This window comes from Hyphomicrobium sp. (assembly GCF_041659645.1).
Lineage (GTDB): Bacteria > Pseudomonadota > Alphaproteobacteria > Rhizobiales > Hyphomicrobiaceae > Hyphomicrobium_B.
Map to the genome: position 1 here is coordinate 1 of NZ_JBAZXX010000001.1, position 22647 is coordinate 22647.

General features: G+C 60.2%; 21 protein-coding genes and 2 rRNA genes. 14 read left to right on the plus strand and 9 right to left on the minus strand.

Features of this window, described 5'->3' with window-relative positions; genetic code table 11:
- The 3 genes from WC811_RS00005 to WC811_RS00015 all read left to right on the plus strand — a co-directional run.
- Positions 1-1017 (plus strand): 23S ribosomal RNA (locus WC811_RS00005); the annotation flags it as partial.
- A gap of 201 nt (positions 1018-1218) precedes the next feature.
- A 5S ribosomal RNA gene (gene rrf / locus WC811_RS00010) occupies positions 1219-1333 on the plus strand.
- A gap of 264 nt (positions 1334-1597) precedes the next feature.
- Positions 1598-2560: a hypothetical protein gene (locus WC811_RS00015; protein ID WP_372639589.1), complete on the plus strand. Its 963-nt coding sequence runs from the start codon at positions 1598-1600 to the stop codon at positions 2558-2560.
- A 42-nt stretch (positions 2561-2602) separates the two neighbouring features.
- Here the strand turns inward: WC811_RS00015 and WC811_RS00020 are convergent, their stop codons facing one another.
- Entirely contained in the window at positions 2603-3424 is an 822-nt protein-coding gene (locus WC811_RS00020) for a hypothetical protein (RefSeq protein ID WP_372639591.1), read from the minus strand.
- A 229-nt stretch (positions 3425-3653) separates the two neighbouring features.
- On the opposite strand from WC811_RS00020, the gene WC811_RS00025 reads away from it, so the two are divergent.
- Together WC811_RS00025 and WC811_RS00030 are read left to right on the plus strand one after the other, a co-directional pair.
- Positions 3654-4043, plus strand: a complete 390-nt coding sequence (locus tag WC811_RS00025) for a cupredoxin domain-containing protein (RefSeq protein ID WP_372639593.1) — start codon at positions 3654-3656, stop codon at positions 4041-4043.
- Between the two features lie 6 nt (positions 4044-4049).
- Positions 4050-4877 (plus strand): FTR1 family protein, encoded by an 828-nt coding sequence (locus tag WC811_RS00030; protein ID WP_372639595.1) that lies wholly within the window; start codon positions 4050-4052, stop codon positions 4875-4877.
- Positions 4878-4919: 42 nt separating this feature from the next.
- On the opposite strand, the gene WC811_RS00035 is transcribed toward WC811_RS00030, so the two are convergent.
- Positions 4920-5390, minus strand: a complete 471-nt coding sequence (locus tag WC811_RS00035) for a DUF1348 family protein (RefSeq protein ID WP_372639597.1) — start codon at positions 5388-5390, stop codon at positions 4920-4922.
- 116 nt (positions 5391-5506) lie between these two features.
- Between WC811_RS00035 and WC811_RS00040 the strand changes: the two genes are divergently transcribed.
- On the plus strand, positions 5507-5839 hold the full coding sequence (locus WC811_RS00040; RefSeq protein ID WP_372639599.1) for a carboxymuconolactone decarboxylase family protein: 333 nt from the start codon (positions 5507-5509) through the stop codon (positions 5837-5839).
- Between the two features lie 33 nt (positions 5840-5872).
- On the opposite strand, the gene ubiB is transcribed toward WC811_RS00040, so the two are convergent.
- The 3 genes from ubiB to ubiE all read right to left on the minus strand — a co-directional run bounded on the left by ubiB (position 5873) and on the right by ubiE (position 8885).
- Complete coding sequence (gene ubiB / locus WC811_RS00045; protein WP_372639601.1) at positions 5873-7465, minus strand: 2-polyprenylphenol 6-hydroxylase; 1593 nt, start codon at positions 7463-7465, stop codon at positions 5873-5875.
- 223 nt (positions 7466-7688) lie between these two features.
- Complete coding sequence (locus tag WC811_RS00050) at positions 7689-7982, minus strand: hypothetical protein (RefSeq protein ID WP_372639603.1); 294 nt, start codon at positions 7980-7982, stop codon at positions 7689-7691.
- A 126-nt stretch (positions 7983-8108) separates the two neighbouring features.
- Complete coding sequence (gene ubiE / locus WC811_RS00055) at positions 8109-8885, minus strand: bifunctional demethylmenaquinone methyltransferase/2-methoxy-6-polyprenyl-1,4-benzoquinol methylase UbiE (RefSeq protein WP_372639605.1); 777 nt, start codon at positions 8883-8885, stop codon at positions 8109-8111.
- A gap of 77 nt (positions 8886-8962) precedes the next feature.
- On the opposite strand from ubiE, the gene mutM reads away from it, so the two are divergent.
- Positions 8963-9844, plus strand: coding sequence for a bifunctional DNA-formamidopyrimidine glycosylase/DNA-(apurinic or apyrimidinic site) lyase (gene mutM / locus WC811_RS00060; RefSeq protein ID WP_372639607.1), 882 nt, complete (start codon positions 8963-8965; stop codon positions 9842-9844).
- Positions 9845-9851: 7 nt separating this feature from the next.
- Here the strand turns inward: mutM and WC811_RS00065 are convergent, their stop codons facing one another.
- Together WC811_RS00065 and WC811_RS00070 are read right to left on the minus strand one after the other, a co-directional pair.
- A complete protein-coding gene (locus tag WC811_RS00065) occupies positions 9852-10484 on the minus strand; it encodes a hypothetical protein (RefSeq protein WP_372639610.1) in 633 nt (210 codons plus the stop codon).
- A 42-nt stretch (positions 10485-10526) separates the two neighbouring features.
- The gene (locus WC811_RS00070; protein ID WP_372639612.1) at positions 10527-11111 is read right to left on the minus strand and encodes a hypothetical protein; all 585 of its coding nucleotides are present in this window, start codon (positions 11109-11111) and stop codon (positions 10527-10529) included.
- 287 nt (positions 11112-11398) lie between these two features.
- Here WC811_RS00070 and rpsT point away from each other — a divergent pair, with 287 nt between their 5' ends.
- The 7 genes from rpsT (at position 11399) to gyrB (ending at position 20078) form a co-directional block, all read left to right on the plus strand.
- The gene (gene rpsT / locus WC811_RS00075; RefSeq protein ID WP_372639614.1) at positions 11399-11665 is read left to right on the plus strand and encodes a 30S ribosomal protein S20; all 267 of its coding nucleotides are present in this window, start codon (positions 11399-11401) and stop codon (positions 11663-11665) included.
- A gap of 632 nt (positions 11666-12297) precedes the next feature.
- Positions 12298-12741: a rhodanese-like domain-containing protein gene (locus WC811_RS00080; RefSeq protein WP_372639616.1), complete on the plus strand. Its 444-nt coding sequence runs from the start codon at positions 12298-12300 to the stop codon at positions 12739-12741.
- Between the two features lie 218 nt (positions 12742-12959).
- Positions 12960-14372 carry a chromosomal replication initiator protein DnaA gene (dnaA, locus tag WC811_RS00085; RefSeq protein ID WP_372641706.1) on the plus strand — a complete coding sequence of 471 codons (1413 nt, stop codon included), beginning with the start codon at positions 12960-12962 and terminating at the stop codon, positions 14370-14372.
- A gap of 295 nt (positions 14373-14667) precedes the next feature.
- Complete coding sequence (gene dnaN, locus WC811_RS00090; RefSeq protein WP_372639618.1) at positions 14668-15786, plus strand: DNA polymerase III subunit beta; 1119 nt, start codon at positions 14668-14670, stop codon at positions 15784-15786.
- A gap of 159 nt (positions 15787-15945) precedes the next feature.
- Entirely contained in the window at positions 15946-16278 is a 333-nt protein-coding gene (locus WC811_RS00095; protein ID WP_372639620.1) for an endonuclease domain-containing protein, read from the plus strand.
- A complete protein-coding gene (gene recF, locus WC811_RS00100) occupies positions 16275-17477 on the plus strand; it encodes a DNA replication/repair protein RecF (protein WP_372639622.1) in 1203 nt (400 codons plus the stop codon). The genes WC811_RS00095 and recF overlap by 4 nt, the downstream gene beginning before the upstream one ends.
- Positions 17478-17624: 147 nt before the next feature.
- Entirely contained in the window at positions 17625-20078 is a 2454-nt protein-coding gene (gene gyrB / locus WC811_RS00105) for a DNA topoisomerase (ATP-hydrolyzing) subunit B (RefSeq protein ID WP_372639624.1), read from the plus strand.
- A gap of 85 nt (positions 20079-20163) precedes the next feature.
- Here gyrB and WC811_RS00110 read toward each other — a convergent pair whose 3' ends face one another.
- Both WC811_RS00110 and WC811_RS00115 read right to left on the minus strand, forming a co-directional pair.
- Entirely contained in the window at positions 20164-20622 is a 459-nt protein-coding gene (locus WC811_RS00110; protein WP_372639626.1) for a DUF4112 domain-containing protein, read from the minus strand.
- A 93-nt stretch (positions 20623-20715) separates the two neighbouring features.
- Entirely contained in the window at positions 20716-22506 is a 1791-nt protein-coding gene (locus WC811_RS00115; RefSeq protein WP_372639629.1) for a cation:proton antiporter, read from the minus strand.
- Positions 22507-22647 lie beyond the last annotated feature (141 nt).

The following is a 22647-nucleotide window of genomic DNA, read 5'->3' on the forward strand; positions in this document are numbered from 1 at the left end:
GTGCAAGCTTTGAATCGAAGCCCCGGTAAACGGCGGCCGTAACTATAACGGTCCTAAGGTAGCGAAATTCCTTGTCGGGTAAGTTCCGACCTGCACGAATGGCGTAACGACTTCCCCACTGTCTCCAGCACACACTCAGTGAAATTGAATTCCCCGTGAAGATGCGGGGTTCCTGCGGTTAGACGGAAAGACCCCGTGCACCTTTACTGCAACTTTGCACTGGCAATCGTGACTGCTTGTGTAGGATAGGTGGTAGGCTATGAAACCTGGGCGCTAGTTCGGGTGGAGCCGAAATGTGAAATACCACCCTAGTGATTATGGTTGTCTAACCGCGGTCCGTTATCCGGATCCGGGACAGCGCATGGTGGGCAGTTTGACTGGGGCGGTCGCCTCCTAAATCGTAACGGAGGCGTACGAAGGTTGGCTCAGATTGGTCGGAAATCAATCGTCGAGTGCAATGGCATAAGCCAGCCTGACTGCAAGACTGACAAGTCGAGCAGAGTCGAAAGACGGTCATAGTGATCCGGTGGTTCTTTGTGAGAGGGCCATCGCTCAACGGATAAAAGGTACGCCGGGGATAACAGGCTGATGACGCCCAAGAGTCCATATCGACGGCGTCGTTTGGCACCTCGATGTCGGCTCATCACATCCTGGGGCTGGAGCAGGTCCCAAGGGTATGGCTGTTCGCCATTTAAAGTGGTACGTGAGCTGGGTTCAGAACGTCGCGAGACAGTTCGGTCCCTATCTGCCGTAGGTGTTGGAGAATTGAGAGGATCTGTCCTTAGTACGAGAGGACCGGGATGGACGTACCTCTGGTGGACCTGTTGTCGTGCCAACGGCACAGCAGGGTAGCTATGTACGGACGGGATAACCGCTGAAAGCATCTAAGCGGGAAACCCACCTCAAAACGAGTTCTCCCTCGAGAGTCGTGGAAGACCACCACGTTGATAGGCCGGGTGTGGAAGCGCTGCAAGGCGTGTAGCTTACCGGTACTAATAACTCGATTGGCTTGATTGCTCTCATTTAGCAATGCTCATCGTTATGCCTCGCGCCGCATGTCGCGTACAATGCGACGCGGCCCCGGCAGGGCGGCACTTGTGCCGGCGTCCATTCGGACGCTCGCGCCTAGAGGCGCGAAGAGGTACAGCCGTACGCGATGAGCGTAGGCAAAGGTTACAGAATAGACCAGAAACAGAAGTCATATGACGTCTCCGCCGACCTGGTGATTATGGCGGGGTGGCTGCACCCGATCCCATTCCGAACTCGGCCGTGAAACGCCCCTGCGCCGATGGTACTTCGTCTTAAGACGCGGGAGAGTAGGTCGTTGCCAGGTCTGCAGAGACGTCATGTGATTTTTTGAAACAAACGAAGTCAATCGTGCCCTCTATCGATGAAATCAAAACGCGTCGCTGTGCCTTGTGCCAGCGGCGCGTTTTTGCGTTTGGAACGGCATGCTATCGCGTGCTCGGCGCCGAAACGGGCGGACAGGCAACCAAAAGGGTTTCGCTTTGCGCGCTCGGGCGCTGCGATTAAAATCCAAAGTCGAAAGCGGAAATTGCGGGTTTTGGCGCCTGCGAAACGAAGGGCGTCGTACAATATGCTGCAATACATTTGGTCGAAGCTTTATGCGCGGTGGCTGCGTGCGCAGCTCGTGCGCCCCCGACCTCGGATCGACCTGCGGCATGGCACGGGCGCGAATCTCATCCTCGGTATCGCACGCAATTACAGCATCGCGGACTTGCGTCCCTTCGTCCGATCGGCGCGAAAATTTCACGACTGCCGCATCCTACTCGTCATTGACAACGATCCGGAGCTTGGAAGGGCGCTCGACGCGGAAGCGATCGACTTCGTCTGCGAAGATGTTTCATCGAGCCTTGGCCGACCGCATATGAATTTTGCGCGCGTCGCGGATTATGTCGCGGTGCTGCAAGCGCTGAATGGCCGAGTCGAACGTGTGTTTCTGGCTGATACGCGGGACGTCGTTTTTCAGGCCGATATTTTCCAAGCGCTACCCGACGTGCCGATGAATTTTTTCGAAGAGGGCCAAGGCTTCTCGCTCGAATCCGCCGGTTGGAACGGAAATGCGATCCGGCGGACCTTCGGTGACAAAGTCTACGAGCAAATCAAACACCATGAGGTGATTTGCAGCGGCACGGTGTTGGGACGTCACGGCGTGACGTTGATGTACTGCTGGGAGAAGCTGCTTCTCGGGCAGATGGTTCGTCGGCGGCATCACATGCGATCGGGCGTTGATCAGGCGACAACGAATGTTATTGCGCGCGTTGATCTTGTGCCGTCGTCGGTCGTGATGCCCTACGACGGCGCGGTTGCCACGCTGTCAGGTCACAACACCAATTTTCTTTCGGTGAAAGACGGACGTCTCGTGACGGAGAAGGGCGGAATTCCGGCTGCGGTCCATCAGTACGACCGCAATGCCGCCGTTCGCGATTTCGTTTACGCGACCTACGATGGTCCGAAGAGCGGCAAGGCCGGCGATAAATCGAAAGATACGACGCTGCTTAAAAAACTTCGCGTCGGGTTCGGTCTGCAAGGGCCGTGATCGGCCGCTCCAACGAAAAAGCGCGCTAAAATGCCGCCAAAGCTATTCGACCGACTTCTCTTTCTCGGAACTGCGGGACGCAACTCTCACACCGCATTTTTCCATGGGCAGCGCGGTTGAGGTCCATCGATCTTTCGTCACCGTCACGACATAGCGGCGGCAGTCTTGAGCGCCGCCCTGCACGAAATGAACATTGAACACGGCGGTTCCGGATTTCCTTGAGCGTGGCCAGGTGAAATCTCCATCGTCGGGGACCGTTTTGATCGCCTTCTGAATGGCGAAGGCGGCATTGCGATAATCCGCCGGCGTCAGACGCGTGAGAACGGCGCGCGAAAGATCGGGATGAAGTCCAACCGCTTCGGCCTTCCTACGATAGGGATCAGAGGTGAGCTGCGGCGGCGCATAGGCATCGGATACCCTCGTTTTTCCTGGCGTTTTGCCGTCATCAGAGTTTTCTGTGTCGCCGGGGGCGTTGGTGACCCTCACTTCGGGTAGCGGCTGGGCGGCGATGACGGCAGCGGGCGTCGATGGCGGTGGGATAGCTGCGGGCGCGGCCGGTTCGGTGGAAGCCACGTCGCGCGACGGTAGTGACGATGATTGTTCGGCGGCCGTTAGCGATGACGCGACGCGTTCAAATTTTGCAGTCCAATCCTGGCGTGTTGCCTCGTCGCTTGCGAACGCGCATCCGACAGTGAGCGCGAGCAGCAGAAAAAGATTTGAGTAGGAAACAGTTTCGGCGTGCTTTTGCGGCTGCGGGCAGACTGGCTCGCCAGCGAAGAAATCCTCGGATTCGAAATCCGTTTCGCTCTCGGGAACCATGAACGACGGGAACGCTTCGGCGGAATAGGACGTGCGGGCGTACATAGGCCGATCCTCGATTTCGTTTTATTTCCCGCGCTGCATATGCACCGCACTGTCCTGGCTAAAAAAAGGCGACGCAAAAAATGTGCGAAATCACCGACTAAGGTTCAGTCGGTTGATATTGTTTCGGCTCTGCGAGAGCCCAAATATTCTTGACTCTTTTCCGAGCCTTGGCTCAGGTGTCGCCGGACCTGATCTCGGGACCTTGAATCCTGACCTATTAGGAGCTGCAATGAGCATTTCCACGTTCGCGCGTAACGCTGTTCGTCGTTCCTCGCTTCTTTCCATTCTTCTCGTGTCGATGCTGGCCCTTGGCGGCGCAACGATTTTCGCTTCGGGCGTTCGCGCGTCGGACGACGTTCACGAGGTCGAGATCTCGATCAAGGATCATAAGTTCGATCCGCCGTCGCTGAAGCTGCCGGTCGGCAAGCCGATTAAGATCCTGGTGAAGAACCTCGACGCATCGCCGGAAGAGTTCGAAAGCCACGATCTCGGATTTGAGAAGGTCATCGCCGGCAACAGCTCGGCCACGATCCGGCTGAAGCCGCTGAAGCCCGGCACTTACATGTTCGTCGGCGAATTTCACGAGGACACCGCCCTCGGTCATATCGTAGCTGAGTAGCCGCCGATGCTCGCAGCGCTTGTCATCGTCTTTCGCGAAGTCCTCGAAGCCGGGCTGATCATCGGGGTCGTGCTCGCGGCATCGCGCGGCGTTCCTGGCCGCGGCACTGCTGTTGCTCTGGGTGTTCTCGCGGGCATCCTCGGCTCGATCATCGTTGCGAAGTTCGCAACAGAGATTTCCAGTGCCTTCGAGGATCGCGGGCAGGAAATTTTTGTCGCCGCGATTCTGCTTTTGGCGGTCGTGATGTTGGCTTGGCACGTCGCGTGGATGGCGCATCACGCGCGTGAAATGACCCAGCAGCTTCGCCAACTCGGCAGCGACGTGACGGCCGGACGGCAATCTTTGTTTGCGCTCGGCGCGGCGGTTGCTGTCGCGGTCATGCGGGAAGGCAGCGAAGTCGTGCTGTTCATGACGGGCATCGTCATGCAGGGAAAAGATACGATGGGTGAGCTGCTCATCGGCTCCGGCATCGGGCTGTTGCTCGGGGGCGCCGTCTCGATGGTGCTGTATTTCGGGCTTGCCGCCATTCCGTTGAAGCGGATGTTCACGGTTACGGGCGTGCTGGTGACGTTACTTGCCGCCGGGCTCGCGGCGTCGGCCGTGAAGCAGCTTTCGAACGCCGGCTTGATCAACGTTCTCGATACGAACCTTTGGGATACTTCTTCCATTCTGTCGGAAGACAGCTGGCCTGGCCGGGTTCTCAGTATACTCGTCGGCTATATGGACCGGCCGACCGGCATGCAATTGCTCGCCTACGTCGTGACGGCCGGGACAATTTTCACCCTCAGCTACATTTGGCGCGCACCAGAAAAACCCGCCACGCAACGCGCATAAGAGATTAAGGCGCCACGATTGATGGCGCCTTTTTTTATTTTGTCAGAGGCCGAGGTCCGACAATCCCGGGTGGTCGTCGGGGCGACGGCCGAGCGGCCAATGAAATTTCCGTTCACTCTCGGAAATGCGCATGTCGTTGATGCAGGCGTAGCGATGATGCATCAACCCGTCTGGGCCAAATTCCCAGTTCTCGTTGCCATAGGAGCGATACCACTGGTTGCTGTCGTCGCGGTGCTCATAGGCGAAGCGGACCGCGATGCGATCATCGGTGAAGGCCCAGAGCTCCTTGATCAGGCGATAGTCAAGTTCGCGGTTCCATTTGCGCGTCAGGAATTCCACGATCTGTTCGCGACCGACGGGGAATTCTGCGCGGTTGCGCCAACGGCTATCGACTGAATATGCGAGCGACACCTTATGCGGGTCGCGCGAATTCCAACCGTCTTCTGCGCCACGGACTTTCTGAATGGCTGTCTCGCGGGTGAATGGCGGGAATGGTGGTCTAGCGTCCGACATATTCGTCTCCTTCTTCATTGCCAATGGAGGGATTGCTTGACCAGGGACGCGAACGTCACGAGGCTTCGCGGCAAGTGGGAACTGTTGAACGACGCCTTATGGAGGGAGCGACTAACATGTATGACATCGCGAATCTTTCGAATTTGCCGCATCTTAGAAATCTGTCGTCGACGACCATGTCGGCGTTTGAGAACTTCGATCGCGCCGCGATGGCCGCCGGTGCCATTCCGCGCCGCTACAAGGAGCTGATCGCGCTTGGCGTCGCGCTCGCAACGCAGTGCCCGTATAGCCTCGAGGTTCATCGTACGAACGCCGAAAATGCAGGTGTGACCGAAGCTGAAATTGCGGAAGTCATTTACATCGCTGCAACGATGCGGGCAACGGCTGCCATCGCTCACGGCACGCATCTTGTCGGGCCGCGCAAGGGAACGGCGAAGACAAAGGTCTGAGTGCGGACTTGTCAGGCCTACAATGCGTTAAGCTTACAATACGCCGAGCAATTTAATCGCAATGAACGCGAGGCTTACCGCGCCGATCCAAAGCGCTGCGTCGGCGACGCGGCTTCGCTTCGAGCGAGACGCAATCTTCTCGACCGTTTCGTCATCGAGGCGAACACCGGAATTCGCCATTTGGGAAATGCCCGAGATCGCTTGCGCAACATTCTGCAGAAGCCCTGGCGTTTTCATCAGCAGGTCGCCGATGGTCTCGGCGCCGCGGCCGGCTTCGCGCAGGCGGCCAAGCGGCGAGAGATTGGATTCCATCCATTCGTTCGCAACCGGTTCGGCGGCGACCCAAACATTCAACGTCGGATCGAGATCGCGCGCGACGCCTTCGACGATGACCATGCTTTTCTGAAGAAGGATCAGCTCGGGGCGGGTCTGCATGTCGAAGACTTCGGTGTAGGCAAAGAGCTGGCCCAAAAGATCGGCCATCGAGATTTCTTCCGCCGTTCGGCCCTGGATCGGTTCGCCGATGGCGCGCATCGCCTGTGCGAATTCCTCGACGCTATGATGCGGCGGTACGTATCCGGCTTCGAAATGAATGGCGGCGGCGCGGTAATAGTCGCGCGTGATGAGGCCGTGCAAAATTTCCGCGAGGAAGCGCCGCTCAGGAAGGCCCAAGCGTCCCATGATGCCGAAATCGACGGCGACGACCTTGCCACTGTCGTCGACGAAGAGATTGCCCTGGTGCATGTCGGCATGAAAGAAGCCGTCGCGCATGGCGTGGCGAAGGAACGAACGCATGACCGTTAGGCCGATGGCGGCTGTATCGAAGCCTTTCGCCACGAGCTTATCGCGCTGCGCGATCGGCGTGCCGTCGACCCATTCGATGGTCAGCACGCGTTTTGCCGTGCGCTTCCAGTCGATATCGGGAACGCGAAAGCCTTCATCGTTTTGGATGTTCGACGCCATCTCGGAGATGGCGGCAGCCTCAAGCCGCAAATCCATCTCGAGATCGGTCGTGTGCTTGAGGTTGTCGACGACGGCGACCGGCTTCAGACGCCGCACGGGCGGATAGAAGCGCTCGATCAGGCGGGCCGCGAAATAGTAGCTGTCGAGATCTCGGTAGAAACGCTTCTCGATGTTCGGGCGGAGGATCTTGACGGCGACGGCCTTCTTGACTCCGTTGTCGAGCACATAGGCCTTGTGAACCTGCGCAATCGATGCCGCGGCGACGGGCGGTCCGAACTCAATGAAATGATCTTCAAGCTTGCCGCCGAGCGCCCGCTCCACCGCTTCGCGGGCTTCGGCCATCGAGAAGGGCGCGGCCTTGTCCTGAAGTTGGCGAAGGTCGCCTGATAATTCGGGGCCGATAACGTCGGCGCGGGTCGCGAGGAACTGGCCGAGCTTGACGTAACTCGGGCCGAGCCGCGTCAGCGCTGCCGAGACGCGGGACGATTGCGGTTCGCTTTTGCGAAACGGCGCGGCCAGAAGCTGGATCGGCAACGTGGCGACACGTGCAATCTTAAGCGGCAAGGGTACCGGCATGCCCTTCGGCACGAAGCGGACGCCGTATTGCGCAAGCACGAAACCGGCGCGCGCGAGTCTTAGCGAATTCAGCAGCGCTCCGGGCATGGTGGTGATTTCGTCGTCCTAAATTCGGCAGATGGGGGGCCTCGGCGCACATTGCGCCGCAACCTCGTCGGGTCAAGTGTAGCCGGTGTAAGGGGTAAAAACGGTTAAGCCGGAGCGGCTTTCATATCGCGGGGCAACGGAGAGCCATACAACTTGCGGACAAAAAAATAACGCCCGGCGGAATGGCCGCGGGCGCTATCTCAACGCAAATGCTCAGATTTGTTTACAGTTTGCAGAACGTCGCGCGGCCATGACATTTGACCATGCCGCCGTCCGGACTGCAGCTGTAGCGCTTGTTGATGACTTTGTAGCCTTCGACCTGACCGTTCGCCAGGAAGCCCGGCCAGAGGCCCCAGCTGACGTTCTGGACCATCGTTTCCATTGCAAACCACTTGGCGGAATCGGCGGACGTCGATGTCGCGACGGCGCCCTTCGTCATGCATCCGGCGTTCGCGACTCCGGCGCCAAACGAAACGGCGGCGGCGGCCATTGCGCAGATCAGCACTGTTGATTTCATGCTTCCCACCTCCTCGAAAAGAAAAAAATGATTCCTTCGTCCCCGCGGAGAAAATTAGGAATCGACGATGCCAGCGTCAATTCAACTTACGTTGTAAAAACAAGAACGTAGTTCAGGTGTGGCCGATCAGATCTTCCAGCCACCATGGATCGCGGCGATGCCGCCCGTCAGATTGCGATAGCTGACACGCGAGAATCCGGCTGTGCGAATGAGGTCGGCGAAGGCTTCCTGCTTCGGGAAGCGGCGGATGCTTTCTACGAGATAGCGATAAGAGTCTGCGTCGCCGGCCGTCCACTGGCCCAAGCGCGGAATGATCTCGAACGAGTGGAAGTCATAGGCGCGATCGAGAAGTGGCACGCGGCATTCCGAAAATTCAAGGCAGAGAAAGCGGCCGCCCGGTTTCAGCACGCGGTAGGCTTCAGCGAGAGCCTTGTCGATGTGCGTGACGTTGCGAATGCCAAATGCGATCGTATAGGCGTCGAAGCTCCCGTTTTCGAACGGGAGTTCCTCGGCGTTGCCTTCGACGCAAGTGATCCGGTTGTCGAGCTTGGCATCGGCGATGCGCCGGCGGCCGACGTTGAGCATTTCTGGGCTGATGTCGCAGATGACGGCGGTGGCGTTCGGGCCGGCGTCCTTGGCATAGCGCATCGCGATATCGCCGGTGCCGCCCGCAACGTCGAGAAGGCTGAACGGCGTGGCGCTGCGCGGCGCATTGAGCATCGTGATGAGCTCACGCTTCCAAAGGCGATGCAGGCCGCCCGACATCAAATCGTTCATTAGGTCGTAGCGGTCGGCGACCGAAGCAAAGACCTTATTGACGAGACCCTGGCGCTCGGCCTCGGGAACGGTGCGGAAGCCGAATGATGTTGTGCTCTGGCTTGCGGTTTCTGAGTTCTGATCCATATGGCGAGAATAGCCCCTCGCGCGCGTCCGCGCTATCGTCGCGGCGTCTCATCGTCAATTTCAGGTGACTGCCCATCATGCCCGAGCTTCCGGAGGTCGAAACCGTGCGGCGGGGGCTCGCGCCCGTGCTCGTCGGAAGCCGGATCGCGGGCCTCGACGCGCGCCGTCCGGACCTGCGTTTTCCGTTGCCCGAGCGGTTCGGCGAGCGGCTTATTGGGCAAGATATCATCCGCCTTGAGCGGCGTGCGAAATACCTGATTGCGACGCTTTCGAGTGGGGAAGATCTCGTGATGCACCTCGGGATGACCGGGCGGTTCACGGTCGTCCAAGATGGCTTCGTCGACCGGCCGGGCGAATACATCCACGAGACGGGTCCCAATCCGACGCACGATCATGTTGTGCTGCATCTCTCGAACGGGACGCAGGTGATCTACAACGATCCGCGGCGGTTCGGATTCATGGTTATGATGCCGCACGCCGAGCAGCCCGAGCACGCGCTCTTCCGCAAACTCGGGGCCGAGCCGCTCGGCGCGGAATTGACGGATACGTATCTCACCCGGCGGGCGCTGGGCAAAAAGGTCAATCTCAAGGCCTTTCTGATGGACCAGCACGTCGTCGCCGGGCTCGGCAACATCTACGTGTCAGAAGCGCTGTTTCAATCGGGATTGTCGCCGGACCGTTTGGCGGGGACGTTGGCGGACCGCCGGGGTGGCCCGACGCGGAAGGCGGGGAAGCTCGTCGATGCCATCAAGGATGTGTTGGAGCGGGCGATCGAAGCCGGCGGATCGACGTTGCGCGACTATCGCAGCGCGGACGGGACGAAGGGCACGTTCCAGGAGCGCTTCTCGGTCTACGATCGTGCTGGAACGGCGTGCGTTACGCCCCGGTGCGGCGGCGTGATCCGGCGCGCGGTCCATGCCGGACGCGCGACGTTCTATTGTCCGCGCTGTCAGCGTTGACGCGACGTTAGCCTGCCGTGGCGGCAGAGCGATCGCAGAGAGCAGCATTCGTCTTGATCAGGATGACGCTGATGCACAGAATTGCGAAGCCGCCGCCGAGGAAAAGCTGGTTTGCGGCCCAATCGCCTTTGTGGGTGATGGCAAGTTTTCCAGCACCGATCAGCCAGACAAGGCCGATGCCGATCAGGATGGCTTGATAGGCTGCAATTTTCGCCATGCGGTCGATCGCGGACGTTTGCGCGAGATTGTCGGCCGGGTTGGAAAGGCGCGTCAGGTAATAGCCATAGGCGCCGGCGAAGAGCATGCAGGCGGTGCCGTATTCCCAGCCGTGCTGCCAGCGAACGTGTGTGCCGAGGTAAACGGCATAGAACGCCAGGCCGCACCAGAGAAACGCCAGCATGATGAGAAAGGCGTTCGTCATCATGGCGGTGCGCGGCGTCACCGCGCTACCGGTTGCGGGCATCGCGCGTCGCCAATGCGGCGCGTTCGTGCGGACGGCTGTCACGCATAACACGACGGCGAAGACCGCCGCGGCAATGGCTGACTCGGATATCTGCATGGAACGGCAGGCGAGATACATGGCGAGGAGGGCTGCAGCGAGTGTCAGTAGCAGCCAAGGCAGCGATGGGCGCAAAGGCATCTCGGCGAAGTTCCCCCATTTGGATAGCGCAGAGGCACTCAATCACACGTACTTGGGCGAGCGTAAAGCGTCCAAGCTGATGACCGCAATTGCCAGCGCTCCGAAGAAGAAGATGTTGCACCCCGCCCAGTCTGCGTGGTTCGCGGCGCGCGGGAATTTGTTGTCGACGAACAGGCTGATGATGCCGGCCGCCATGCCGATCACCTGGACCTGGAGGAGCACGCGTCCCGCCTTTACGAGGGTGGCATCGTCGCGTCCGGCAGCGCGGTCGCGATCGAGCAGAAGGGAGAAGGCCAACGTGGCGACGGCCGCAAACGAAAAGCCGATGAAGAACTGCCACCACTCAGCCCAGTGCTTGTCGATGATGAAGACATAGGTGATCAATACCGCCAGGGCTGCCCACGCCCAGACCAGCGCCAGATAGCGGGCGGTCGAGCTGGCGATGGCGCTCGTCGGGGCGCCGGTTTCCTGCAGCCTCTGGTGCTCGCGGATGGCGATCAGGGTAATGGCGACGCAGACGACGGCGACTGCTGTCATTTGTAAGGTCGGCTGGTTTGCTGCGGCGGCCAAAATCGTCGCGCAGATAGCGGCCGCCAAAGAGAACAGCCAACCGGTCATGGACAACATTCTTTGGGGGTCTCCTCGATCTGGACATTTCGATGCGGGCCGGGGATGGACTTAACCCAAATGACGACGCAAAGCGCTGCGACCGGCCGTCGGCTCCAGCATTTGTGACGGATTCGTGCTTTTCCGTGTGCGCTTCGTTGACCGCAGCCCTTGGGGCGGCTATACCCCGGGCAAACCGTGCCTGGAGTGAAAATCCCGGGCCACGTATCCATCTTCTTTAACCCATTGCCTCGCTTTAGCATTTCGCGATCGCGGCGGCGCATTCGTAGCAAACGTAAGGACAACCTATGGCTAATACGTCGTCGGCAAAGAAAGCCGCGCGTCAGATGATCCGGCGCACCGAAGTCAACAAGTCGCGCCGTACGCGCGTCAAGTCTGAGGTTCGGTCGGTCGAAGAAGCAATCAGCTCGGGTGATCGCGCGAAGGCGCTCGCGGCTCTCGCTGTTGTCGAACCCATCCTTGTGCGCACAGCGCAGAAGGGCGTCATGCACAAGAAGACCGCTAGCCGGAAGGTTTCCAGGCTCACGCAGCGTGTCAAGGCCATGAGCGCATAACGCAGTTGTGAACAAGGGGAGCCAATTTTTCTCCCCGTTGCATATTCGTCACGGTAAAGAGCGGGTCCGTTTTCGGGCCCGCTGTTTTTTTAACGTCATTAACCCGCTGGAATCCGGCCCATCGACGGCATTGTCCGGGGAGGGATGAGCGTTGGGACGTGATCGGAGTCGTGATCGCTTAAAAAGAAAATGACGTCTGGGTGACGGGCCGTGGCGGGGGCGCAACCAGGTGCATTCGCAGTTGAAAAATACGAACGGAGTCAGGGCGTTTATGCACAGGGGCTACGAAGTGAGTCACGTTTTCACCAGTACCTGTGGACAACTTTTGGCCGGTCCCCATGGCTCCGAGCGCGACGTGGAGGTGCTTGTCGAGAAGAAGGTTAAGGGCTAGTAAATTTCTAGTGGATGGCAGCGGGGTAAAGCGGTCGTTCCCACTAGTAAGTTCGGCGAGCGTCGCGTTCGGGTCCTGAAAGATTTGTGATCCTGAGCGTATCGCCAAATTAGATAAAGACCTGCGTTTTGACTTGGGCATTGCTTTGGCTAACCCAAGAACGGATGGGGATTCTCTGGATATAACTAGAGGTGCTCAAGCGGGTCTTTATCAGTACTTGTGTGATGCGTGAGGGGAACTCGTGGAAAAAGTTGGGTCTTCTGGCGTCGAGGATGTTTCTGTCCTCGAAACTTGGAGGCGTCTCGAAGGCGATCCTAAAGCTGTACTTGTGGATGTTCGTACGCGTGCCGAGTGGGCATTCGTGGGTATTCCGGACCTCTCCAAGATCAACAGGGATGTCGTGCTGATCGAATGGCAGACGTTTCCTGACAGCCGGACCGCCCCGGACTTTACCGAGCGACTGAGCGCGGCGCTGACGGCCAAGGATGTTGAGACGAGCACCGAGATTTTTTTTATTTGCCGCTCTGGCGGACGCAGCCGGATGGCTGCGGAGGCAATGACCGAGGCGGGGTATCGCCACTGTCGCAATGTTGAGGAGGGCTTCGAGGGACCGTTAGACGCTGCCCGTCATCGCAGCGAGATCGCCGGTTGGAAATTCGCCGGTCTCGATTGGGTTCAGGGCTAGCAAGCAAATCGCGGAAAGCACGACACGGCACGGCATCGGACGGCAGAGGGTAATGCCGGACGGTGAAGAGGGGGGACGCTTTCAGGCGTCCCGCGTTATCAGCGGGAGTACACACTATGCAGGCAGCACAAAAGGCAGAGGCTCAAGGCGTCGGAAACGGGCACGGCGCGGAGACTCCGGCAGGAGCGGTCGAGGGCCGAGGTCATAAGGTCCGCGCCATGCTCAAGGTTCAGCTCGGCGACGAGGTTTATTCGAGCTGGTTCAAGAGCCTGGAATTCGAGAGCTTTGACGGGCGGATCGTCAAGGTATCGGTGCCGGTCAAGTTTGTGCGCAACTGGATCCAGGAGCACTATTCCGAACATCTTCTCAGGTGTTCGCGCATTGAATTCGCGACGGCAGAGCGCGTTGAAGTCGTTTGGCGGGAGCCGGGCGCGGTTTCCCAACGGCTCGGTGAAACACGTTCCGCCGATGCCACGCATGCCGCTACGTCTGCGGCGCCGACCAATCATGTCGAGGCTCCGCGGCCGTCAACGGCGCTCCGCGCGCCCATGCTTCCGGCTCAGAGGACATCCGCCGGCGGTCTTGAAGGCTCGCCGCTCGATCCGCGATATACCTTTGAAAGCTTCGTCGTTGGAGCGTCGAACCGGATGGCGCATGCGGGCGCTACGCAGGTTGCGGAAACGGTTCTTACGGATGCTCCCGGATACAATCCGCTTTACCTCCATTCCGCGGTCGGCCTGGGCAAAAGCCATCTTCTTCACGCCATTGCGTGGGAAGTGAAGAAGCGGGCGCCGAACGCGCAGGTGCTCTATCTGACGGCCGAACGCTTCCGCTATCAATTTGTCGAAGCGCTGCGCTCGTCCGATCCGCTGGCGTTCAAGGAGCGGTTCCGCAACATCAACATGCTGTTGATCGACGACCTCGAATTCCTGCAAGGCGAGCGTACCGAGCAAGAGTTCGATCACATCATCAACGCTTTGCTCGACGGCGGTAAGCAGGTCGTTGTCGCGTCGGCACGGGCGCCGAACCAGATCGAGCGTCTTAACGAGCGTATGCGGTCACGGCTGCAGCGCGGCCTCGTCACCGAGCTTCAGCCGCTCGATCACGAACTGCGGCTCAAGGTTCTCGACAAGCGTCTGGCGGAAAAGCGGGCCGCCGATGCGTCGTTCGCACTTTCTCGCGACGTGATGGACCTTCTCGCCCTCCGGCTGACGGAAAACGGCCGCGAGCTCGAAGGCGCCGTCACACGTCTTTATGCAACCTGGCAATACATGCGCACGCCGATCACGCTCGATATCGTCGAGACGGTGATCCGCGATCTCGTTCAGAATCTTGAGCCGCGGCGCATCAAGATCGAGGACATTCTGCGCATCATTTCGCGCCATTACGGGGTGTCGAAGGGCGATCTGCTGTCGCAGCGCCGTCATCGTTCCGTCGTCTGGCCGCGCCAGATCGGTATGTATCTCGCCAAGCATCTGACGGCCCGCTCGCTTCCGGAAATCGGTCGGCGGTTCGGCGGCCGCGATCATACGACCGTTCTGCACGCGATCCGTAAGATCGAGGGCGAAATCAGCAAGAATCCGAACCTCGGAGACGAGCTTGAGGAGCTGAAACGGCTGCTCAACCACTGACCGCAACTTCACCCCTTGCGGCCTGATGCGACGTGGGGCCGGCATTTCATCCCCCTGGAGTGCCGGCCTTACCACACGGGGGTCACGCAAGCTGGCAGGCCCATAATCCGCGCTATCACGCGGATTGTGCGCTAGCCCATACATCTTACTTGAAATGCTGGCATCTTTCGGGTCTGATCCGGCTCCGCGGGCGATTCCGCCCGTCGGCGCGGCTCGCGCCAAACTCGTTCTTTTGCGTGATGCTGCGGCGGGCTTCGACCGCCGCTCCGCGCTACTTCCATAGCTGAGGACAAATATGCGTCTCGAGATCGAACGTGGAGAACTCCTGAAGGCGCTCAGCCACGTGACCAGCGTCGTCGAACGGCGGACGACGATCCCGATCTTGTCGAACATCATGCTGAAAGCCACGGGCGATACGCTGATGTTCAAGGCGACGGATCTCGAACGCGAGGTGAGCGAGAGCGTCAGCGCCAAGGTCACAGCGCCCGGCACGCTCACGGTTCCCGCACACGTTCTGCACGACATTGTGCGCAAACTTCCGGACGGCGCCGAGATCGAGATCAAGCGCGACGGCGACAAGGAGCGGTTGACGATCACGTCGGGGCATTCGCGGTTCAGCCTGCAGACGCTTTCGGCCGACGACTTCCCGGATCTCGCAGTCGGCGAGATCGGACACGAGTTCACGATGGAAGCCGGCGATCTGAAGCGGCTTATCGACAAGACGCGGTTCGCGATCTCGACGGAAGAGACGCGCTATTATCTCAACGGCATCTATCTGCACCCGGCCGAGTCCGAGGGCGTCAAGATGTTGCGCGCGGTCGCGACCGACGGGCACCGCCTCGCGCAAGTGCAATTGCCGCTGCCGAAAGGCGCGGAAGGCATGCCGGGTGTGATCGTGCCGCGAAAGACCGTGCACGAACTTGCGCGTCTGCTCGAAGATTCGAGCGCGAAGGCGAAGGTCGGCGTATCGCAGACGAAAGTGCGTTTTGAAATTGGCGCCGTGGTGCTGACATCGAAACTGATCGACGGCACCTTCCCGGACTACGGGCGCGTCATTCCGCACAACAACGACAAGGAAATGAAAGTCCCGAACGCCTCGTTCAAGAGCGCCGTCGATCGCGTGTCGACGATCGCGAGCGAGCGCGGCCGAGCGGTGAAGCTCAACGTCGGCAAGGACAAGCTGATCCTGACGGTGAACAATCCGGAGGGCGGCAGCGCCACGGAAGAGATCGCGGTCGGATATACAGCCGGTCCGCTCGAGATCGGCTTCAACGCGCGTTATCTGCTCGATATCGCCGATCAACTCGAGAGCGAAGACGCGCGGTTTTTGCTCGCCGATCCAGGTTCGCCGACGATGGTGCGCGACGGCAGTGACGGCAGCGCGATCTACGTCCTGATGCCGATGCGGGTTTGAGGATTGCGGTCGTAAGGATTCCCCTCTCCTTGACGGGAGGGGTTAGGGGTGGGGTGACAATCGAGCGGGATTGAGCATCAATTGTCCGACGAGCGCGCCCGTGAGCTTCGCAAGAATGCCACCTCGGCCGAGCGCAGACTCTGACATCGGTTAGGGATATTGAAAGTCTCGGGACAAAAATTTCGCAGGCAGGTGCCGATCGATCATTTCATTGTCGATTTCGCCTGCCTGTCGCATCGGCTCATCATAGAAGTCGATGGTGCGACACACGGCACCGATGAAGAGATTGCGAGCGACTCCCGGCGCCAAAGGTATCTTGAGAGCCAGGGTTTTATGGTCATCCGATTTAGCAATGACGACGTCGTGACGAATGCCGACGGTGTGATGGATATGATCGTCGGTGTTCTTGACGGACTCGGATGTGAGGTAACCCCCACCCCTGACCCCTCCCCGCAAGGGGGAGGGGAAATTGCGCCGGCTGGTACGAAGTGACCGCATACAGCGTTCGAGTAAACGCACTCTGGGTAGAGCGGCTGGCGCTGACGAACTTTCGAAGCTACGAGTCGGCGAGCATTCAGACCGATGCCGGCCCGCAGGTGATCGTTGGCGCCAACGGTTTGGGCAAGACCAATCTCCTTGAAGCGCTGTCGTTGCTGTCGCCGGGGCAAGGGCTTCGGCGCGTGCCGTTCGTCGATCTGGCGCGCGCGGCGGGCGACGGCGGGTTCGCGGTTGCGGCGCGGGCGCATACGCTCGCGGGACCGGCCGATCTCGGCACGGGGTTGGCGCCCGGCGCGCGCGCGAATAGCGAGCGGGGCGAACGATCCGAGCGCTCGGAACGCTCTGGCCGCATCGTCCGGATCGACGGCACGGCGCAAACGGGCTCCGGCATTCTCGCCGACTATCTTGAAATCGTCTGGGTGACGCCGGCGATGGACGGGCTTTTCACAGGACCGGCGTCCGAGCGGAGGCGTTTTCTCGATCGCCTGATCCTGTGTTTCGATCATGGCTATCGAACCATCGCGGGGCGGTTCGAGCGCGCCATGACGAGCCGTAACCGGCTGCTTGCCGACGGCGTGCGCGACAACGCGCAGCTTTCGGGCTTCGAGCAGGTGATGGCGGAAACGGGCATTGCGGTCGCAGCGGCGCGGCTCGAAGCGGTCGCGGCGATGAGATCAATCGTCGAGAAGCGGCGCGAGCGCGATCCGAACTCGGCGTTTCCTTGGTCGGCGTTCCGCCTTGAAGGCACGATCGAAGACGACCTCAACCGGCTGTCAGCGGTTGAGGCCGAAGATCTGTATGCGACGACATTGCGGGAGACGCGCGAGCGCGACCGCGGGGCGGGCCGCACCCTCGACGGGCCGCATCGTTCCGATCTCATCGTCGAGCACGGTCCTAAGGCGGTCGAAGCGCGGCATTCGTCGACCGGGGAACAGAAGGCGCTGCTTCTCGGCCTCGTTCTCGCCCATGCCGAGCTTCTGACGGAGCGGCAGGAAGGGGCGGCGCCGATCCTTCTGCTCGATGAAATCACGGCGCATCTCGACGTCCACCGGCGGGCGGCTCTGTTTGAAGAAATCCTGCGGATCGGCGCGCAAGCGTGGATGACCGGGACGGACGCGGAGGCCTTCTCCGCGCTTGCCGGAAAGGCCCGATTCTGGGGTGTGAACGAGGGAAAGATCGAAGCCCTTTCGTGAGTCGTTCAAGAGGGACAAACGGCCACATCCAAAATACTGAAAAACAAAGACTTTTTGGCGTCAAATTCTGTCGATTTCTTGCGGCTTTCCGAGCCGATTTGTGATATAGAAAAAGATCGAATTTCCGCCTACTGAGAAAGCCAAGAAATGACCGCTCAACCGCTCAAGAAAAACCCCGAGGCCGACGACTACGGCGAAGACAGCATCAAGATGCTGAAGGGGTTGGATGCGGTTCGCAAACGCCCCGGCATGTACATCGGCGACACCGACGACGGCTCGGGTCTCCATCACATGATCTACGAGGTTGTCGACAACGGCATCGACGAGGTTCTCGCCGGTCACGCGAAGATGTGCGAGGTGACGCTCAACCCCGATGGCTCGTGCACGGTGCGTGACGACGGGCGCGGCATCCCGACCGGCATCAAGAAGGACGACGATCAGGTGCCGAAGCGTTCGGCGGCCGAGATCGTGTTCACGGAGCTGCATGCGGGCGGCAAGTTCGATCAGAATTCCTACAAGGTTTCCGGCGGTTTGCACGGCGTCGGCGTGTCGGTCGTCAATGCGTTGTCGGCTTGGCTCAAGTGCCGGATCTGGCGCGAAGGCAAAGAGCACCTCATCGAGTTTCGCAACGGCAATGCCGTCGCGCCGCTGAAGGTCGTCGGCGATGCGGACGGACAACGCGGAACGGAAGTCACGTTCCTGCCGAGCACGGAGACGTTTCACAACGTCATCGAGTTCGACTTCGGGACGCTTGAGCATCGTCTGCGCGAACTCGCGTTTCTGAACTCCGGCGCCAAAATCGCCCTGACCGACGCGCGCCATGCCGACATCAAACGGCAGGAATTCATCTACGATGGCGGCACGGCGGCGTTCGTGCGCTATCTCGATCGCTCGAAGTCTTCGGCGCTGGCCGACCCGATCATGATTTTCGGCGAGAAGGACGGCATCACCGTCGAGGCGGCGCTGTGGTGGAACGACAGCTACCACGAGACGGTGCTCTGCTTCACGAACAACATTCCGCAGCGCGACGGCGGCACGCATCTCGCGGGCTTCCGCGGGGCGCTGACGCGTATCGTCAATAAGTATGCGGAAGAATCCGGCATCGCGAAAAAGGAGAAGGTCGCGCTATCGGGCGACGACGCGCGCGAAGGTTTGACGTGCGTGCTGTCGGTGAAAGTGCCGGACCCGAAGTTTTCGTCGCAGACGAAGGACAAGCTCGTTTCGTCGGAAGTGAAGCCGGTTGTCGAGTCGGCGGTCGGCGATCAACTTGGCGCGTGGTTCGAAGAACATCCGAAAGAAGCGAAGGTCATCGTCGGCAAGATCGTCGAGGCGGCGCTGGCGCGTGAAGCTGCTCGCAAGGCGCGCGATCTGACGCGCCGCAAAGGCGCGCTCGACGGACTGCGTCTGCCGGGCGGGCTTGCCGAATGTCAGGATCGCGATGCGTCGAAGACCGAAGTCTTCATCGTCGAGGGTGACTCGGCTGGCGGTTCGGCGAAGCAAGGCCGCAAGCGCGAGTTTCAAGCGGTGCTGCCGATCCGAGGTAAAATTTTGAACGTCGAGCGAGCGCGCACCGACAAGATGCTGTCGTCCGAGCAGGTGACAAATATTATCGCGGCGCTGGGCACGGGCATCGGCCGCGATGAGTTCAAGCTCGACAAGCTTCGCTACCACAAGGTCATCATCATGACCGACGCCGACGTCGACGGTGCGCACATTCGCACGCTGCTATTGACGTTCTTCTACCGGCAGATGCCGGAACTCGTCGAGAAGGGACACGTCTATATTGCGCAGCCGCCGCTCTACAAAGTCGCGAAGGGCAAATCGCATTCCTACCTGAAAGATGAGCGGGCGCTTGAGGATTACCTCATCGATCAGGGTCTTGCGGACGCGGTTCTCGTCGCGGGCGACGGTACAGAGAGGGCCGGGCGCGATCTTCGCGACATCGTCGAGCAGGCTCGGCAGATCGCGGGCGGCATCAATGGCCTGCATTCTCGCTACAACCGCAATGTCGTCGAGCAGGGCGCCATTGGGGGCGCGTTGGACGCTTCGATCCTGGCGACACCGTCGGCGGATAGGTCCAATGCGATCGCGGAGCGGATTGCGAAGCGCCTCGATTCCATTTCCGAGGAGATGGAAACCGGGTGGGAAGGCCGCTACGGCAACGATGGCTACGTGTTCAAGCGTGAGCTTCGCGGCGTCACGGAAGTTCACGTTCTCGACCGAGCGCTGCTCGGCTCGCTGGATGCCCGGCGCTTGAACGAGCGGCATGCGCATCTCGTCGAGATCTACGACACGCCGGGGAAACTGAAGCGAAAAGATAAGACGGACATCGTCACGGGGCCGCGATCGCTGCTCGACGCTGTCTACGAGACGGGCCGCAAGGGGCTCGATCTGCAGCGCTATAAAGGTCTGGGCGAGATGAATCCCGAGCAGCTTTGGGAAACGACGCTCGATCCGGATGTCCGCACACTGCTGCAGGTCAAGGTCGGCGATCTCGCGGAAGCTGACGAGATTTTCGCGAAGCTGATGGGCGACGTCGTTGAGCCGCGCCGTGAGTTCATCCAAGAAAACGCGCTCAACGTGTCGAACCTGGATGTTTGACGCAGGCGCTTTCTAACCCGTTCGCAATGTTATGGCCGCCTTTCAGGGGTGGCCATTTTCTTATCGAGATGACACTGGGAGCCTGTTAGCCGACGACCGAATACGTCGTTTCGATCGTGCGGCGGCCGTAGCGAGCGCCGTTTTTCTCGGCGTGGCGTTTCAGTAGCGCGACGTTCTTGAGGTTCGATTTGTAGGCGACGTCGAACACGTCACCGACGACGGGGATGCTGCCGACAATTGTATCGAGCGTTGTGTTCATGGCCATGCGGGCGATCAGCCAGCGCGGCGCGCCGAGGCGGCGGGCTTCCCAGATGATGTAGCTCGCGATCATGGCGGAGATCGCGTCACCGATGACAGGCACGAGCCCGAGAACGGCATCGATGCCCATCACCACGTTCGTGCCCGGAATGCGGATGGCGCTGTCGAGTGCCTTGGCGAGCATTTCGACGCGGGCGAAGCTGTCCTCGAACTCACCCGGCGGAAGAGAGCTCGCGGAAGCCGATCCGTTGCGGACTTGCCGCATTCGCTCAAACACCGACGACATTCGACTGCGATCCTAATCGTTGCTTCAAACAGCAAACGTGATGTGGGATCGACTGGTTCCGCCGCAAGTGCTCTCCGCAATCGGCGGGAGCGATCAGACGCGCTTGCGGCTGGGAAGAGCGTGTGTTTCGGTGCCGGCCTTCTTGGCGGCGCCTTGCAGCTCGGCGCGGAAGACATCGCGCTTCTCGTGGATGGATGCGATGACGAGGCCGGTCGGTACGCCGAGGCCGACAAGCGCCGATTCCGAAAGTTGCAGGCTTGCTTCGATCGTTTCGGGCACCGCGTCGTTGACGCCGATATCGTAGAGGTGACGCGCGTGCGCGGCGTCCTTGGCGCGTGCGACGATGACGAGATTCGGGTGGCGGGAGCGCAACGCCTTCACGATGGCGTCGATCTCGGACTGCGTGTGGATCGTGATGATCGCGGCCTTCGCCGTGTCGAGGCCGCAATGTTCGAGGAATTCGACGTTGCGGACGTCGCCGTAGTAGACGGGCTTGTTTTCGCGGCGGGCGTTGGCGACGAGGCCTGGCGCGCGATCGACCGCGATATAGCGGATATGGTGTTCTGCCAGCAGGTCTCCGATCAACTGACCGACACGGCCGTAACCCACCACGAGCGCCTTGACGTTGCTTTCGCTTGCGGGCGAAGCGGTAAGGGCCGGATCGACCGTTGCCGGGGGCGCATTGCGTTTGGCGAGCCAGCGTCCGGCCTTGGCGCAGGCCGGGATGAGCGCCATCGTTAGCGATACGGACGTTAGAAGGATGCTCGTCAGTTCGCGGCTCACGAGGTGGGAATCGAGCGCGAGCGTCAGGATCACGAAGGCGAACTCGCCGCCGGGCGCAAGCAGCGCAGCGGTTTCTATCGCGGCGCCTCGCGCGACGCCGAACAGGCGCGACAGGCCATAGATGACAGCGAGCTGAATTCCGAGCAGGCCGACTGTGGTGGCGAGAATGGCGACCGGACCCGACACGAGAGATTTCAAATCGAGCTGCGAGCCGACCGAGAAGAAAAAGACTCCCAGAAGAAGCGACTTGATAGGTTCGACGGTCGTTTGAACCGCGCGGCGATATTCCGTCTCCGCGATTAGCAATCCGGCGACGAAGGCGCCGAGAGCCAACGAGAGGCCAGCCGCGGCGGTGACGAAAGCGGTGCTGACGGCGACGAACAGAGTCGTCGCAATGAAGAGATCTTCGTTGTGGGTTTGGGCGACGACGCGGAACAGCGGTTGGAGCACGTAGCGGCCGACGCCGACAATCGCGACGAGGGCGGCGACAGCCTGGATGACGGCGGTCAGGATGCCGGTCAGCAGGGAGCCTTTTGCGCCGGGTTCGAGAATGCCGATCAGGATCAGGATCGGCACGACGGCCAGATCCTGGAACAACAGGATCGAGAAGCTGGTTCGTCCGACGGACGTGGAAAGCCGCTTCTGGCCCGCCAGCATTTCGATGACGATTGCCGTCGATGACAGGCAAAGGGCGGCGCCGATGACGAGCGCGATAACGGGCGGTTGTCCAAACGCATAGGCAACCAATCCTATCAGGACCGCCGAGACGACGACTTGCGACGCGCCGAGGCCAAAGACCAAGCGGCGCATCGTCGACAGGCGCTCGAAGGAAAGTTCGAGCCCGATGATGAACAGCAGGAAGACCACACCCCATTCGGCAAACTTCGAAAGGCGTTCCGGATCTGTGATCGTGAGATACGAAATTTGAGGAACGAACGACGTCAGGGCGCCGAGGCCGCCGGGACTTAAGAATGCGCCGGAGAGGAGGAAAGCCAGAACGGTGCTGACGCCGAACCGATGCAGCAGCGGAACGACGACGCCCGCGGTACCAAGAACCAGAAGTGCATCCTTGTAGCTTGCCAGATCGCCTGCGGCCGACATCACCTCTCCTTAAGAATTCGTTCAAGTATGACGGCCCCAATCGGCGAGCGCCACAGGGCATTTCGCTCGCTCTTCCGCATACGGAAATTTCGCGTGCCTACAACTTGGTGCTGCGACGCCGCGTAAGGCACGATGCGAACT